This window comes from Chlamydia gallinacea 08-1274/3 (genome assembly GCF_000471025.2).
Taxonomy (GTDB): domain Bacteria; phylum Chlamydiota; class Chlamydiia; order Chlamydiales; family Chlamydiaceae; genus Chlamydia; species Chlamydia gallinacea.
The window spans coordinates 628850-643299 of the sequence record NZ_CP015840.1; the positions used below are offsets into that span (position 1 = coordinate 628850).

The following is a 14450-nucleotide window of genomic DNA, read 5'->3' on the forward strand; positions in this document are numbered from 1 at the left end:
CTATGCGCTACCACCGCTTTTTTCTGTTATTTTTTATTATTTTTAATAGTTCTAGTTTTCACGCAATTTCTTTCCCTTGGGAGGAGCCGAAGTCTCTCGCCATTTTAGGGAGTCCTTTTCTGGATGTTATTCTTGATACTTCCAAGGAGTTTATAGAAAGCTGTGGTCTCAAGGTAGGGGAAAGCCAGCCAATAGCAAGTCATGAAATTAAACGTATTTTTTTGCTGTATAAAGAAAGCTCTTCCATAAATTGTATATTTACAAGGAAAGAGCCTTTAAGTCTTACCGAAGAACAACTTGCTAATCTAGGGATTTCTAGTCTTCGGAATGGGCAACAGTATGGTTATTTAGAATATACAGAATATGGTCCTGCATTCAATGAATTGGATCAAATACGCTTGAGATTACGTTGCCCTGGTCAAAGAGAAACCATCTGTTATTCTATAAAAGGAGTCCAAGAAAGTATGCAGCGTTCTATGGAATTGCTATTAGGAAATACTGGGTATCTTTTAGTTGATGGTGAATTATTTCTTTGCGATTGTGCTATAGAAAATTTTTTAAATAAAGCAAAGAAAATGGGGAATAAAATTCTTCTCGATTTGATTAATTCTGCAGTTGCTTTGCAATTCCGAGAGAGAATTTGGTCGTGTTTATCTTATATTGACGTTTTATTTTTATCTGAAAATTCTATTCAAGAATTAACTGGACTCCCTTATGTTCTTCAGGGGAAGCAGTTCCTTTCTCGCATAGTTCCTAGCATTTTTATACAAAGCCCATCTCAAGTGCATGTAGCTCAGCACGGAGAAGAAATTGTCTATAATACACCAAACAATTCTCAAGAAATAGTATTAAACTTTCTTTTTAGTTACATCAATACCCACGCTGATATTGGTGTGAATTCCTCTATTTGCCTTATTGAATCCTAGCTAGCACCTACAGTCTTTCCCGAAACATAAAGGGGCTGTAGTGTTTTAATTATATAAATAGTGTACAACTCTAGGGAATTAGAAAGTATTTTTGCTATTTGAGCTATTCTATTCTATTCCAAAATAAGACCTTGCAAACAAAGGGATCCTTATCTATATTTTCCCCTTGTAGTAGTTAGGTTGAACTGAGAAGGATACATGCCAACCATTAATCAATTGATACGTAAAGGGCGTCAATCTAGCGCGTCTAGGAAAAAATCCCCCGCCCTGCAAAGATGTCCGCAAAGACGTGGGGTCTGTTTACAGGTAAAAACAAAAACTCCTAAAAAACCAAACTCAGCTTTACGTAAAGTAGCCTGGGTGCGTCTTTCTAATGGCCAAGAAGTTATCGCTTACATTGGTGGTGAAGGACATAACCTTCAAGAGCATAGTATTGTGTTAGTTCAAGGGGGGAGAGTTAAAGACTTGCCCGGGGTGCGTTATCACATTGTGCGTGGAGCGCTAGATTGTGCTGCTGTTAAAAATAGAAAGCAAAGTCGTTCCCGCTACGGGGCAAAACGTCCTAAGTAGGGGCGTGTTCTCTTTAATTTACAAAGAAGGATTAGAGGTTAGTTTATATGTCCAGACGACATGCCGCTGAGAAAAGGGAAATTCCGGCGGATCCTATTTATGGGAGTGTAACTTTAGAAAGATTTATTAATAAGGTTATGTTGCACGGCAAGAAAAGTGTCGCAAGAAGAATCGTGTATTCTGCCTTAGAAAGGTTTGCCAAGAAATTAGGCACAGATAATGTTTTAGAGGCTTTTGAAGAAGCTCTAGAAAACGCAAAACCTCTATTGGAGGTGCGTTCTCGTCGTGTTGGGGGAGCTACCTATCAAGTTCCTGTAGAAGTTGCCCCAGAAAGAAGAAACTGCTTGGCTATGCAGTGGATTATTAAACATGCTCGAGCTAAGCCAGGAAAGTCTATGGAAGTTGGGTTAGCTGCTGAGCTTGTGGATTGCTTCAATAAGCAAGGGACAACAATTAAGAAGCGTGAAGATACACATCGCATGGCTGAAGCAAATAAAGCATTTGCTCATTATAAATGGTAATAATTTAATCTCGATTTGGAGAGGCGTAATAAGTTCATGAGCGACAAAGAATTCGATTTAAGCGCAATTAGAAACATCGGTATTATGGCACATATCGATGCGGGAAAAACAACCACTACAGAAAGAATTCTTTATTATGCAGGGCGAACGCATAAGATAGGTGAGGTTCATGAAGGTGGCGCCACTATGGACTGGATGGAGCAGGAACAGGAAAGAGGTATCACGATCACCTCTGCTGCAACAACGGTTTTTTGGTTGGGCTGTAAGATTAATATTATTGATACCCCTGGGCACGTAGACTTTACTATTGAAGTTGAGCGTTCTCTCCGAGTTTTAGATGGAGCTGTAGCTGTATTTGATGCCGTATCTGGAGTTGAGCCCCAGTCAGAAACTGTGTGGAGACAAGCTGATAAATACGGTGTTCCGCGAATTGCCTTTGTTAATAAGATGGATCGTATGGGGGCAAATTATTTTGCAGCCATAGAGTCGATGAAAGAAAAGTTAGGAGCTAATGCTGTAGCTGTGCATTGCCCTATTGGCTCGGAAAGCCAATTCGTAGGTATGGTAGACCTCATTTCTCAAAAGGCTTATTATTTTTTAGATGAAACTCTAGGAGCTAAGTGGGAAGAGCGAGAGATTCCCGAAGATCTTAAGGACAAGTGCGCTGAGCTCCGTTATGCCCTGCTAGAGGAGTTAGCTACTATTGATGAGAGTAATGAAGCTTTCATGATGAAGGTCCTAGAAAACCCCGATGCAATTACTGAAGATGAGATTCATGCTGTTATGCGTAAAGGGGTTATTGAAAATAAGATCAATCCTGTTTTATGTGGAACAGCCTTTAAAAATAAGGGTGTGCAGCAGCTCCTTAATGTTATTGTAAAATGGTTGCCTTCTCCTCTAGATCGTGGGGTTATTCATGGGGTCAATCTTAAAAATAATGAAGAAGTGAGTTTGGAGCCGAAGAAAGACGGGCCCTTGGCTGCTCTTGCCTTTAAAATTATGACAGATCCTTATGTTGGTCGAATTACCTTTATTCGTATTTATTCGGGAACTTTGAAAAAAGGATCTGCAATTCTTAATTCGACGAAAGATAAAAAAGAACGCATCTCTCGTCTACTAGAAATGCATGCCAATGAAAGAACAGATCGGGATGAATTTACTGTTGGTGATATTGGGGCTTGTGTAGGACTAAAGTATTCGGTGACAGGAGACACTCTTTGTGATGAAAATCAAGAGATCGTCCTCGAAAGGATAGAAGTCCCTGAACCTGTGATTGACATGGCTATTGAACCCAAGTCTAAGGGGGATAGAGAAAAGCTAGCCCAAGCTTTGAACGCGCTTTCTGAAGAAGATCCTACATTTCGGGTTGCTTCAAATGAGGAAACTGGGCAGACCATTATTTCAGGAATGGGTGAGCTGCATTTAGATATTTTGCGTGATCGCATGATTCGTGAATTTAAAGTAGAGGCTAATGTAGGTAAGCCTCAGGTTTCCTATAGAGAAACGATTACCAAAAATGGAAATAGTGAGACAAAATACGTTAAGCAATCAGGTGGTCGCGGACAATACGCTCATGTATGTCTAGAAATTGAGCCAAATGAGCCAGGTAAAGGGAACGAAATTGTTAGTAAGATTGTTGGAGGAGTTATCCCTAAGGAGTATATCCCCGCAGTAATTAAAGGAGTAGAAGAGGGATTAAATACGGGTGTTCTCGCAGGCTATGGCCTGGTGGATATTAAGGTAAATATTGTGTTTGGATCTTACCATGAAGTAGACTCCAGTGAAATGGCATTTAAAATATGCGGTTCTATGGCAATCAAAGAAGCATGTAGAAAAGCTATGCCGGTGATTTTAGAACCCATCATGAAAATATCAGTGACTACTCCTGAAGAGCATTTAGGAGACGTTATTGGAGATTTAAACCGTCGTAGAGGAAAAATCTTAGGTCAGGAATCTTCTCGAGGTATGGCACAAGTGAACGCTGAAGTTCCTTTAAGTGAAATGTTTGGTTATACTACCTCCCTAAGGTCTTTAACTTCTGGAAGAGCAACTTCCACTATGGAACCAGCATTCTTCGCTAAGGTTCCTCAAAAGATTCAAGAAGAGATTGTTAAGAAGTAGGAATATATGAAGCAGCAAAAACAAAAAATTCGTATTCGTCTGAAAGGTTTCGATCAACAGCAATTAGATCGATCAACTGCAGATATTGTTGAGACTGCTAAAAGAACAGGTGCTCGTGTTGCAGGTCCTATCCCCTTGCCTACGAAAAGAGAAGTGTACACTGTATTACGCTCTCCTCACGTAGATAAAAAGTCTAGAGAGCAATTTGAGATTCGTACGCATAAACGTTTGATAGATATTTTAGATCCTACAGGAAAGACTATAGATGCTTTAAAAATGTTGTCTCTCCCCGCAGGAGTTGATATTAAGATTAAGGCGGCATAGGGCTTCATATATTTGTTTTAGCCATGCGGTTTTTAGAAAAATATGATGTTCGAGAAGCATTTCTTATTTCCAGAAAGCTTCTCTCCTGTTGTGATTCCTCGGCAGCCTCATCGGTAGAAGCAGAAGGTCATGTCTATCAGTTGCTGTTTCAAATAAAAGAAAACCCTCTAGCTTATAAAGTCGGAGATTCTTTAGGTGTTTTGCCAAAAAATCCTAAACACGTAGTAGAAAAGGTTTTAGCATCTCTAGGGTATTCTCCTCAACATAGTGTAAAAATACATGATTCTTCTACTACAATCTACGAATTTTTACGTACTCGAGCAAATCTAGATAAATTTCCTGGGAAGCTAAAATCTTTTTTCTCCGAAGAGGTCGCCTCAGGGAATCTTTATGAAGCCATTTGTAAAGAAAGGCCCAACATCCCCATGGACCAATTCACTAGTGCTCTCTTACCATTACTTCCACGATTTTATTCTTTAGCGTCCTCTCCAGAAGCCAATGAAGAAGAATTGGAGTTACTCGTACGTTTAATTAGTTATCCTGGTGTAGATGAGCAACGTTATGGCGTGTGTTCTTTTTTTCTATGTAGGGAATTAGAGCTAAATACGTCTTGTCAGGTTTTTATCCAACCTACGCAGCATTTCACTCTTGGGGTTCATTTAAGGAATAAGCCTTTAGTCATGATCGGAGCTGGAACAGGGATAGCTCCTTATAAAGCTTTTGTTCAGCAGCGTATTGCTACTGGTGATGCTGGAAAGAATATCCTCTTTTTCGGTGAGCGTTTTGAGAAAGCAAATTTTTATTACCAGGATTTCTGGAAGCAAGCTGCTGCACAACAGCTTGTGGATTTATTTCTTGCCTTCTCTAGAGACGGAGAGAAAAAAGTTTATGTCCAAGATATATTAAGGGAACATCGAGATCTTGTTACGAAAGCCTATGAAGAGGGGGCGAGTTTTTTCGTTTGTGGAAGCAAAGTTTTAGGACAAGAAGTGAAAAAGACTTTGGAAGATATCCTGGGGAAAATGCAGTTGTCGCAGCTAAGAGAAGAACGTCGTTATGTTATCGATGTTTATTAACCACAATATTCCATTACTGTAAGGACACAAAAACACTGGACTCCATCGCCACAACCAAAGTCACTTAACCCCTCGCCAGAAGTAGCCGTAATGCCAACAGAGCTGGAAGGAATGTGTAAAATAGAGGCAATACTTTGACGCATAAGAGAAAGTTTAGGTAGGAAATGAGGACGATTGCCTTCAATGGTAATGGCTACATGGGAAATGAGTTGATTAGGTTTTAATGATTTCACTGCTTCGGACAAATATACACCACTATCTGTAATTCCCCGTGTATGTAGAAGTTCGTCAGCCACTTCTCCGAGAATAATCCTATGGGTGATAGAAGAAAAGGCATTACAGATAGCGTGAAAAATAACGTCACCATCAGAATTAGCTTGAAAACCAGGATAATTTTCAAAAATCACGCCACCAAGAATACAGGGTTTAGCCGAACTTTCAGATAGGAAACGATGACTATCTTGTCCTAGGCCTACACGATAGATCCATTGTGGCTTAGGCAAGGAGGAGTGCTCTGAATTCATACTTAAGCTTACTCATGTTTAGCTGTTCGACCAAATTACTCTATTCTAAGAAATATAAGTGTAAGTATTATTGCGCAAGTTACTTTTCGAGTTACTCAATATACAGAATATGTAGAATTTCTGCATCAATACATAGAAAAATTTCTTTACCTTACGTTTTGTCGTTTAGAATAAATTTTTTTTGAAATAAATTGTTCGTCCCCAATTAAATTTTCACATTTAACTTAAGTGTTTATAATTGATGCTTACTAGAAGAAGCTTAGGAATATTATATGCTAAGATTATCCAATTTTGATTTTGATCTTTGGGTAGGGAAAATGGTTCCTTCTCAACTGGATTCTATGTTTCCTAGAGATGATGAGGGTATTTGGCCTATTGATGTCGATGCAGATTTGCGTAAACATCAGGCTTTGCGAACTTCTTTACTTGCAGTTATTCCTATTGTGGGATCTGCAATAGGATTAGCTAAATTATTTAGCGTTTGGGTAGCGTATTCTACGGAAGATTCTTGGCAACGCGTTGTTTATTACACTGCTATAGGTATGCTAGAATTCGTAGGTCTTGGTATCTTGGTTTTCATACTAAAAATTTGCTATCTTTGTGTGAAAATTATAAAGGAAAATGTACGAAGATGGTGTTTAAATTTTTTTAGTTGCGTTTAGAGTAAAATTTTTCTTAGAAAAGTAGTCGAGTTACATGGAAAGATACTCTTATATTTTACAGCAGGAATTGCCCGCCTATTCTTAGAAATACATTGCTTTAAAGCAAATGTTTCTCTACAATGACCTGTGAAAATAAATGGCTAGATAGCTCAGCTGGTAGAGCAGAGGACTGAAGATCCTTGTGTCGTCGGTTCGATCCCGGCTCTGGCCATACGCGATTAACATTTCGCGTGTTTGTTGTCTTGAAGTTAAAATTAGGGACTTAGTATTTTTATTGTTTTTAAGGTTTGCTAAAACACTCAGGCAAGCACGTGAAGTCCTAAGCAAAAAATGATAAGGAAAGAATGCATGGAGCCTTACGCGATAATTCAAACAGGGAATAAGCAGTATCAAGTGCGTCAAGGAGATGTAATTGACGTTGAGCTTTTAGATGGTGTCTCCGAAGGGGGAGAAATTATTTTTGAACACGTATTATTTACTTTCGATGGCTCTAAGGCTTCTTTAGGTACTCCTACGGTGGTTAACGCTTTGGTTAAGGGAGAATTATTAGCTCGAGTTCGTGGAGAGAAAGTCGTTGCTTATAAGTACAAACGTAGAAAAAATTATCACCGTAAGGTTGGTCATCGTCAAAACTATCTTAGAGTGAAAATTAATAGTTTAGTAATGTAACTATTTAATAGTTAGTTCGTGGAAAACTGAAAGGATTTTTGAAATGGCACATAAGAAAGGTCAGGGAGCAAGCCGTAATGGTCGTGATTCTGAGTCAAAGCGTCTCGGAATGAAAGTTGGTGTTGGGCAAAGAGTTTCCACAGGAAGTATTCTTGTAAGACAGAGGGGAACAAAGTGGCATCCTGCTAAGAATGTAGGTAGAGGGAGTGACGATACTCTATTTGCTTTAATTGACGGTATTGTTTCTACTAGAAAAACAAAACGTACCTATATTTCTGTTTTACCAGAATAGTAAGCCTTTAAGTGCAGATAACTTTGTTTGGGAAGCTCTATTTTTGCTTACGCAAGGAATAGAGCTTTTTGTTTTTATTGCAGTTTAGGAGATCTCTCCATGTTTGTAGATCAAATTACTTTAGAATTGCGTGCTGGAAAGGGAGGCAACGGCGTTGTTGCTTGGAGGAAGGAAAAGTATTTACCCAAAGGCGGCCCTTACGGAGGTAATGGTGGGGTTGGAGGATCTATTATTATTGAGTCTGCAACACATGTGTATTCTTTTGAATCTTATAGAAACTTGCGTTTTTTGAAAGCCGAGGATGGCCAGTCCGGATCATCGAATAATCGCTCGGGTAAGAATGGGAAAGATTTAGTGCTTACAGTTCCTGAAGGGACCTTGTTACGTGATGTGGAAACTCGAGAAATTCTTCATGACTTTACTCAACACGGTGAACGCCTTGTCATTTGTCGTGGAGGTAAGGGAGGAAAAGGGAATACTTTTTTTAAGACTTCTACAAATCGTGCGCCAACGAAGGCAACTCCTGGGAGACCAGGAGAGATTCGACGTGTAGAGTTGGAACTTAAATTAATTGCAGATATTGGGTTAGTAGGTTTTCCTAATGCAGGAAAGTCTACTTTATTTAATACTCTAGCTTCTGCTGAAGTTAAGGTAGGTGCGTATCCTTTCACAACATTGCATCCTGTATTGGGTTTGATTCCTCATCAAGAGAAGTACCGCAAACCCTGGATTCTTGCAGATATCCCAGGAATTATTGAAGGAGCCCATACGAATCGGGGTTTGGGATTAAATTTTCTTAAACATATTGAGAGAACAAGACTACTGTTGTTTGTCGTTGATATTTCTTGTCGCGAACGTTCTTGTCCTGAGGATGATTTACGCATCCTTATAGATGAATTACTTCACTACCGTAAGGATCTCCTTGGGAAAGAAAGAATCGTAGCTTTGAATAAAATTGATGATCTCCTCCCTGAGGAAAGACGAGAACAGTTACAAAAATTTCAAAGATTATTTCCTGAAGAGACTTTTGTCCTACTTTCCGGACTTTCTGGAGAAGGAGTGCATCTAGTACACAATCTTTTTGCCAAGAGACTTACTGTATAGGCTAGTCCCATAACAAGGGTAATTGTCGCCCCTACGGGGAAATCTAAAATGTAAGCTAAAATGATTCCGGAATAAGAGCAGATAATATTGAGTATCGTAGAGATGAGCATAATCTGCGTCATTTTATACGAAAATTTGCATGCTATAGATATGGGGAGTACCAGCATACTTAGCATTAAAATGACCCCCATAACATAAACTAACATAACGATAGTAATTGCTGTGAGAATTAGTAAGAGTAAGTACCATGTTTGTACTGAATAACGGCTAAGTGTCATATATTTTTCATCAAAACAGAGAGCAAGAAAACGTGTGTGACAAATCGCTGCTAGGGTCAACACAAGAATAGCTAGGATACCTAAACTATAGAGGTCTCGGGTAGTTACCCAAAGAATATTCCCAAATAAGAAGTTCACTAACTCTGCATTATAGCTAGGGAGTTGTGTAATAAATATGATGCCTATAGCCATGCCTAGGGACCAAATCATGGAAATAAGCGCATCCTCGCGTTCTCGATATTTAAGATGAATTTTCCCAATACACACAGCAAGGAGAATAGCTCCTAGTATAGCGCCGTATAAGGGAGAAAATGACAGATTATATTTGTATTGAATCCAGAGGGTAAATCCAATCCCTCCCAAGATGGAATGAGAAATACTCCCGCTGATAGAAACAATGCGTTTTACAACAATGTAAGTTCCAACAACACCTCCCACAATAGAGGCTTCTAAAGCTGCAAGTAAAGCAGGAAAAAGTAGAGCAGGGAGAAAAATCATACATCTGCCTTATTTTTAAAGGAATGACAACAAAATTTTTGAGGGATATTTGGGGAATTTGTCAGTGTAGTTAGTGTGCGATTCATATAAAATACTTTATTAAAATGACTTGTTGTATGGTGCAAATCATGAGTAATCATCAGAATAGTGCAGGAAGAATTCAGCTTTTGGAGGATTTGTAAAATACGCTGTTGGTTTTCAGGATCAATATTTGCTGTAGGTTCATCAAGAATGAGGAATTGGGGTTGGGAAGCCAGGGCTCGTGCAAGTAAAACACGTTGAATTTGTCCTCCAGATAGGTGGGAGAAGCACCGGTCCTTGTATGACAGGAGATCTACAGTCTCTAGAGCCGATTCAGCAGCTTGGAGATCCAATTTAGAATATCTTCCATGCCAGGGGAGAAAAGAAAGCCTTCCTGATAAGACAACATCTTTGACGGAGATGGGAAAATCGAAATCATAAGAAAAGTGTTGGGGTACCCACCCAATAGTTAAGTCTTTAGAATGAGGTGTGTCTGGGAAAGTTTCTATAGTTCCTCTAGTTGGAGAAAATAATTTGAGCATGAGTAGGGCTAATGTTGTCTTTCCCCCTCCATTAGGGCCAATAATTCCGATAAAATCTCTTTTATGAATAGTAAAAGAAACATTATCGATGATCCACGAATTTTGGGATTCATAGCGAAAAGACAGTTCTTTAACACGCATTTGTATTGTCATAGATTCGTAAACGTTGTCGCTATGGTTTTGAGGTTATTAATTACATTTTCTTCGTAGGGGTCGATCAAGATAGTATTTATTTTGAAACGTTCAGCAAGTAGTGTGCTGCTGCGTTTACCTCCATGACGTAGAAGAATAATCGATGAAATACCGTATTGGCGGATATCCTGAGCAGCTTTTATTATATCTTTTGGAGAGGGTTCAGCATGAGATTTTTTTTCTAAGACATGTTGGGAAAAGTTATAATCTCGACAGAAATAAGCAAAAGCTCCATGAGTTACTAGGATATGGCGTTGTTTTGCTTGCAGAGTGATTTGTTGGATTTCTTCGTCTAAAATTGTAAGAGATTTGAGTAATTTATCTCCATTACTTTGATACAGGGCCGCATGCTCGGGGAAATATGTGCTTAGGGCTTGGACAATAGTAGATACTTGGATTTTAAGATTTTTCGGACTCAGCCAGGTATGGGTATCAAAACTTTGGAAGCTATGGGAGCACCCTGTATAGGTGGGAATGACTTGGATGCCCTGTGTTAAATCAATTTGGGGGCAAGAAAGATTTGTTGCACATGCTTTTTCAAATGCTTCTCCCATGCGAAACCACAGTTGTGCTTGAAGCAATTTTTCCATGTGCCGTGGAGGAAGTTCATACGTATGAGGATCATGGTTATTCGTTACTATGGAAAATACATCACAGGTATTTTCAGCAATTTGTTCTACTAAAAATTTATAGGGAGCAATGCTAACAAGCACAAGGTGTTTGGTTGCTGAGCTTCCCCATACTATTATTGTAGGAGCGTATAAGAATAAGAATGAGATAAAGAACAGTTTACGCATAAACTAGGTAGTTTGTATGAAGAAGGACATTATCTTATTGACCGATAATTTTTATAAAGAGTGAATTCGAACTCTCTTTCAATATTTCTGTAAAAATTTGTTGTATTTAGACGAATCTTGATAAAAATGGAGATATTCGGATATCTTCTGGTCAGGCTTTTCTTTTGAATGGCTGATAAGGAGAGATGTCCGAGAGGCTTAAGGAGCACGCTTGGAAAGCGTGTGTGCGTTAACGCGTACCGTGGGTTCGAATCCCACTCTCTCCGGTTGTCTTTTATAAGTTTATTTCAATTTCCCACCTTTTCTTTCTTCTATGTTAAAGCCATTTTTAATGGTTTTAGTTACCTTTACTTTTAATAATTTTTGTGATTTTTCTTGAATTATCTTTAATTTACTTTAAGAAAATGACAATGAAACATTCGATTTATTGGTTTTTGCTGTCTTCGGGGATAGTAGGTACCTCTTCTTTAGGATTTTCAGCTGCTGAGGAAAAAACCCTGACGTCGGCTAATAGTTATGATGGAAATACTGCTTCAGCAGAATTTCAGACACAGGATAACACAAGTTCCAACGGGACAAACTATACATGCATGGGAGACGTGTGTATTTCCTATGCAGGGAAACAAACTCCTTTAACTAATAGCTGTTTTAATCAGTCCGCAGGTGATCTTTCTTTTGTGGGTAACGGGTATTCCTTATGTTTTGATAATGTTATAGCAACAACATCAACCCCTTCCGTTATTAAAGTAGGTAACACTAATAAGAATTTATCTTTATCTGGATTTTCTTTATTTTCATGTACTTCGTGTCCTCCGGGGACTACGGGGAACGGAGCTATTTCATCGTCAGGATCTACGACTTTGAGTAATGATGCGAAGCTTATGTTTGATAGGAACTGCTCTACGGATAATGGAGGAGCGATTACTTGTAAAGGTTGTACGATTCAGAATACTTCAGGATCTGCGATTTTTATTAACAACAGTTCGGCTCAAAGTGGGGGAGCAATATATTCTACCAGTGCAACGACGATATCTTCTAACAATCAAGTGATGTTTTCTGGGAACTCTACGACGGGAGGTTCAAGCTCTTCGGGGGGAGCGATCTATGCGGCTGATACAACAACTCCTGTAGATCTAAAGTTTGAGGGAAATAAAGAGCTGATATTTTCAGGGAATAGTTCTACGACGAGCGGAGGAGCGATATATACTAATAAGCTGACGATAGTGACGGGAGGCCCGACTTTGTTTACGAGGAACTCAGTTTCATCGTCATCGTCGCCTACAGGAGGGGCTATTTGTATCAATGGAACTTCTGGTGGTGAATGTAGTTTGACAGCGGAGCTTGGTGATTTAATATTTGATGGGAATACTATTATCACTACAGGCGGATCTACGACTACGAAAAGGAATGCGATTGACTTGGGTACGAATGGGAAGTTTACCAAGCTAAATGCTCGTGAAGGTTATGGGATCTACTTTTATGATCCTATTGCTAATCAGGGTGGATCAGATGCTCTTGAGTTAAACAAAGCGAGTGGTTCTGACACTTATACAGGACAAATTGTTTTTTCAGGGGAGAGGTTATCTGCGTCTGAGAAAGCAGAAGCTGATAACTTAAAATCTTACTTTAAGCAGCCGATTAAGGTTGGAGCGGGTTCTTTAGTTCTTCGTGATGGAGTGACTTTAGAAGCGAATAAAGTTGAGCAGACAGCGGGTTCAGCGGTGGTTATGGATGTAGGCACGACACTACAGACTCCAAATTCTGGAGGAGAAACAATTACTTTAGAAAACCTCGAGATTAACGTAGCATCTCTGGGGGGGGGGGGGGTACTCCTGCCAAGATCTCTTCACAGACAGCAAGTCAAAACGTCACTATCAATAATGTTAATTTAGTTGATTCTGACGGCAACGCTTACGAGCAACCAGTCTTTTCTACAACGACTCCTTTCTCAGCATTATCAGTATCGACAAATAGCGGCCAAATAACTATTCCTACGGATAACCTGACAGATTTTATTCCTTCGGCACATTATGGTTATCAGGGAAATTGGACGGTAACTTGGTCTCAAGCAGCGAACGCTGCCACAAACTCTACTACGCTTTCTTGGCAACAAACAGGCTACAACCCTAACCCTGAGCGTGTAGGTGCCTTAGTTCCTAATACCCTTTGGGGAGCTTTTGCCGACATCCGTGCTTTACAAAACCTTATGGAAATGAGTATCCAAGGTGCGGATTACCATAGAGGCTTCTGGGTATCAGGAATCGCAAGTTTCCTCCATCGTAGTGGAACACCCACACAAAGGAAATTCCGCCATTCAGGTGCAGGTTATGCTTTAGGAGTCTTAGCAACAACCCCTACAGAAGATATCTTCTCAGCAGCCTTCTGCCAATTATTCGGAAGAGATAAAGATTACTTAGTCTCTAAGAATAAATCGGATGTATATGCAGGATCTGTTTACTACCAACACATTTCTTTCTGGGATGTGTGGAACCAACTGCTTCAGAATATGTTAGGGACACAGGCGCCTTTAGTTCTTAATGCCCAGTTGGCTTATAGTCATGCGTCCAACGACATGAAAACCAACATGACAACGACATACGCCCCCCCTAATACAGTCTTTCCAGAGATTCGTGGAGAGTGGGGCAATGACTGCTTTGCTGTTGAGCTAGGAGCTAAGACACCTATAGAATTCCAGACATGGAGATTTTTCGACAGTTATTCTCCTTTCCTGAAGTTCCAGTTGGTATATGCTCATCAAGAAGACTTTAAGGAGAACAATAGTTCTGAGGGTAGGTATTTTGAGAGTAGTCATCTGACGAATTTAGCTATGCCTTTAGGTGTGAAATTTGAGAGATTTTCAGATGAAAATCAAGCATCGTATGACCTTACTCTTGCGTATTCTCCCGACCTTGTAAGAAGCAATCCTGATTGTTTAGTGTCGTTGTTGGTCAGTCCTACAACAGGCGTGTGGACAACTTATGGAACGAATCTTGCAAGACAAGCCTTCATTGTCCAGGCAGGAACACATCTAGCTCCAACACCTAGCATGGAAATTTTCTCTCAATTTGGTTTCGAGTTGCGAGGTTCTTCTCGAAATTACACCGTAGACCTTGGAACAAAATTCCAGTTCTAATTTTACTTCACCTCCCCTACTCCCTCACGGGAGTGGGGTTTACTTTCTTATGATTGCGCTTCTATTTGTTTAAATACCAATACATCCTTAGACATCGTAAGCTCAATAGAAGTATCTGGAAGAATGTCTCCCTTAAGCAAGGCCTAGATAAAAGAGTAACAATCTTTTAATCAAACAAAATGGAAGCAAGTCATAAAGCG

At 39.6% G+C, this 14450-nt stretch carries 16 protein-coding genes, 2 tRNA genes and 1 pseudogene; 15 read left to right on the plus strand and 4 right to left on the minus strand.

The genetic code is table 11. The annotated features are described in order from the left end of the window. Positions 1-2 precede the first annotated feature (2 nt). The 6 genes from M787_RS02875 to M787_RS02900 all read left to right on the plus strand — a co-directional run bounded on the left by M787_RS02875 (position 3) and on the right by M787_RS02900 (position 5538). Positions 3-926, plus strand: a complete 924-nt coding sequence (locus M787_RS02875) for a hypothetical protein (protein ID WP_021828959.1) — start codon at positions 3-5, stop codon at positions 924-926. A 198-nt stretch (positions 927-1124) separates the two neighbouring features. Further along, positions 1125-1496, plus strand: coding sequence for a 30S ribosomal protein S12 (rpsL, locus tag M787_RS02880; RefSeq protein ID WP_020355892.1), 372 nt, complete (start codon positions 1125-1127; stop codon positions 1494-1496). Positions 1497-1543: 47 nt separating this feature from the next. Next, complete coding sequence (gene rpsG / locus M787_RS02885; RefSeq protein ID WP_021828960.1) at positions 1544-2017, plus strand: 30S ribosomal protein S7; 474 nt, start codon at positions 1544-1546, stop codon at positions 2015-2017. A gap of 36 nt (positions 2018-2053) precedes the next feature. Next, entirely contained in the window at positions 2054-4138 is a 2085-nt protein-coding gene (fusA, locus tag M787_RS02890; RefSeq protein WP_021828961.1) for an elongation factor G, read from the plus strand. 6 nt (positions 4139-4144) lie between these two features. Further along, complete coding sequence (gene rpsJ / locus M787_RS02895) at positions 4145-4462, plus strand: 30S ribosomal protein S10 (RefSeq protein ID WP_021828962.1); 318 nt, start codon at positions 4145-4147, stop codon at positions 4460-4462. Between the two features lie 23 nt (positions 4463-4485). Then, positions 4486-5538 (plus strand): ferredoxin reductase domain-containing protein, encoded by a 1053-nt coding sequence (locus M787_RS02900; protein ID WP_021828963.1) that lies wholly within the window; start codon positions 4486-4488, stop codon positions 5536-5538. On the opposite strand, the gene ispF is transcribed toward M787_RS02900, so the two are convergent. Continuing rightward, complete coding sequence (gene ispF, locus M787_RS02905) at positions 5535-6062, minus strand: 2-C-methyl-D-erythritol 2,4-cyclodiphosphate synthase (protein ID WP_034734529.1); 528 nt, start codon at positions 6060-6062, stop codon at positions 5535-5537. The genes M787_RS02900 and ispF overlap by 4 nt on opposite strands. A 272-nt stretch (positions 6063-6334) precedes the next feature. On the opposite strand from ispF, the gene M787_RS02910 reads away from it, so the two are divergent. From M787_RS02910 to obgE, 5 genes are all read left to right on the plus strand, one after another. Beyond that, complete coding sequence (locus tag M787_RS02910; protein ID WP_021828965.1) at positions 6335-6724, plus strand: hypothetical protein; 390 nt, start codon at positions 6335-6337, stop codon at positions 6722-6724. Positions 6725-6862: 138 nt separating this feature from the next. Then, positions 6863-6935 (plus strand) — tRNA-Phe (locus tag M787_RS02915). Positions 6936-7072: 137 nt separating this feature from the next. Further along, positions 7073-7393, plus strand: a complete 321-nt coding sequence (rplU, locus tag M787_RS02920) for a 50S ribosomal protein L21 (protein WP_021828966.1) — start codon at positions 7073-7075, stop codon at positions 7391-7393. A 43-nt stretch (positions 7394-7436) separates the two neighbouring features. Further along, positions 7437-7685, plus strand: a complete 249-nt coding sequence (gene rpmA / locus M787_RS02925) for a 50S ribosomal protein L27 (RefSeq protein WP_021828967.1) — start codon at positions 7437-7439, stop codon at positions 7683-7685. A gap of 99 nt (positions 7686-7784) precedes the next feature. Then, positions 7785-8789, plus strand: coding sequence for a GTPase ObgE (gene obgE / locus M787_RS02930; RefSeq protein ID WP_021828968.1), 1005 nt, complete (start codon positions 7785-7787; stop codon positions 8787-8789). Here the strand turns inward: obgE and M787_RS04820 are convergent. From M787_RS04820 to M787_RS02940, 3 genes are read right to left on the minus strand one after another with little or no spacing between them, the layout of a single operon-like run. Continuing rightward, positions 8687-9565, minus strand: a complete 879-nt coding sequence (locus M787_RS04820) for a metal ABC transporter permease (RefSeq protein ID WP_021828969.1) — start codon at positions 9563-9565, stop codon at positions 8687-8689. The genes obgE and M787_RS04820 overlap by 103 nt on opposite strands. Further along, positions 9562-10281, minus strand: a complete 720-nt coding sequence (locus tag M787_RS02935) for a metal ABC transporter ATP-binding protein (RefSeq protein ID WP_021828970.1) — start codon at positions 10279-10281, stop codon at positions 9562-9564. Before M787_RS02935 ends, M787_RS04820 begins: the two co-directional genes overlap by 4 nt. Continuing rightward, positions 10278-11117 carry a metal ABC transporter solute-binding protein, Zn/Mn family gene (locus tag M787_RS02940; protein ID WP_021828971.1) on the minus strand — a complete coding sequence of 280 codons (840 nt, stop codon included), beginning with the start codon at positions 11115-11117 and terminating at the stop codon, positions 10278-10280. Before M787_RS02940 ends, M787_RS02935 begins: the two co-directional genes overlap by 4 nt. Before the next feature lie 179 nt (positions 11118-11296). Here M787_RS02940 and M787_RS02945 point away from each other — a divergent pair. From M787_RS02945 to M787_RS04925, 4 genes and pseudogenes are all read left to right on the plus strand, one after another. Continuing rightward, positions 11297-11383 (plus strand) — tRNA-Ser (locus tag M787_RS02945). A 144-nt stretch (positions 11384-11527) separates the two neighbouring features. Next, positions 11528-13009: a polymorphic outer membrane protein middle domain-containing protein gene (locus M787_RS04920; RefSeq protein WP_274519003.1), complete on the plus strand. Its 1482-nt coding sequence runs from the start codon at positions 11528-11530 to the stop codon at positions 13007-13009. Continuing rightward, positions 12991-13167 (plus strand): annotated as a pseudogene (locus tag M787_RS04945) (autotransporter subunit beta); the annotation flags it as partial. The gene M787_RS04920 and the pseudogene M787_RS04945, both read left to right, overlap by 19 nt. A gap of 156 nt (positions 13168-13323) precedes the next feature. Further along, positions 13324-14250 carry an autotransporter outer membrane beta-barrel domain-containing protein gene (locus tag M787_RS04925; protein ID WP_221078823.1) on the plus strand — a complete coding sequence of 309 codons (927 nt, stop codon included), beginning with the start codon at positions 13324-13326 and terminating at the stop codon, positions 14248-14250. The last annotated feature ends 200 nt before the right edge of the window (positions 14251-14450 follow it).

Coding starts and splice junctions, on each gene's coding strand:
- ispF (WP_034734529.1), bottom strand. CDS start 6,062: ATGAATTCAGAGCACTCCTCCTTGCCTAAGCCACAATGGATCTATCGT.
- rpmA (WP_021828967.1), top strand. CDS start 7,437: ATGGCACATAAGAAAGGTCAGGGAGCAAGCCGTAATGGTCGTGATTCT.
- rpsJ (WP_021828962.1), top strand. CDS start 4,145: ATGAAGCAGCAAAAACAAAAAATTCGTATTCGTCTGAAAGGTTTCGAT.
- fusA (WP_021828961.1), top strand. CDS start 2,054: ATGAGCGACAAAGAATTCGATTTAAGCGCAATTAGAAACATCGGTATT.
- M787_RS02940 (WP_021828971.1), bottom strand. CDS start 11,117: ATGCGTAAACTGTTCTTTATCTCATTCTTATTCTTATACGCTCCTACA.
- M787_RS02935 (WP_021828970.1), bottom strand. CDS start 10,281: ATGACAATACAAATGCGTGTTAAAGAACTGTCTTTTCGCTATGAATCC.
- obgE (WP_021828968.1), top strand. CDS start 7,785: ATGTTTGTAGATCAAATTACTTTAGAATTGCGTGCTGGAAAGGGAGGC.
- M787_RS02875 (WP_021828959.1), top strand. CDS start 3: ATGCGCTACCACCGCTTTTTTCTGTTATTTTTTATTATTTTTAATAGT.
- M787_RS04925 (WP_221078823.1), top strand. CDS start 13,324: ATGGAAATGAGTATCCAAGGTGCGGATTACCATAGAGGCTTCTGGGTA.
- M787_RS02900 (WP_021828963.1), top strand. CDS start 4,486: ATGCGGTTTTTAGAAAAATATGATGTTCGAGAAGCATTTCTTATTTCC.
- rpsL (WP_020355892.1), top strand. CDS start 1,125: ATGCCAACCATTAATCAATTGATACGTAAAGGGCGTCAATCTAGCGCG.
- M787_RS04920 (WP_274519003.1), top strand. CDS start 11,528: ATGAAACATTCGATTTATTGGTTTTTGCTGTCTTCGGGGATAGTAGGT.
- M787_RS02910 (WP_021828965.1), top strand. CDS start 6,335: ATGCTAAGATTATCCAATTTTGATTTTGATCTTTGGGTAGGGAAAATG.
- rpsG (WP_021828960.1), top strand. CDS start 1,544: ATGTCCAGACGACATGCCGCTGAGAAAAGGGAAATTCCGGCGGATCCT.
- M787_RS04820 (WP_021828969.1), bottom strand. CDS start 9,565: ATGATTTTTCTCCCTGCTCTACTTTTTCCTGCTTTACTTGCAGCTTTA.
- rplU (WP_021828966.1), top strand. CDS start 7,073: ATGGAGCCTTACGCGATAATTCAAACAGGGAATAAGCAGTATCAAGTG.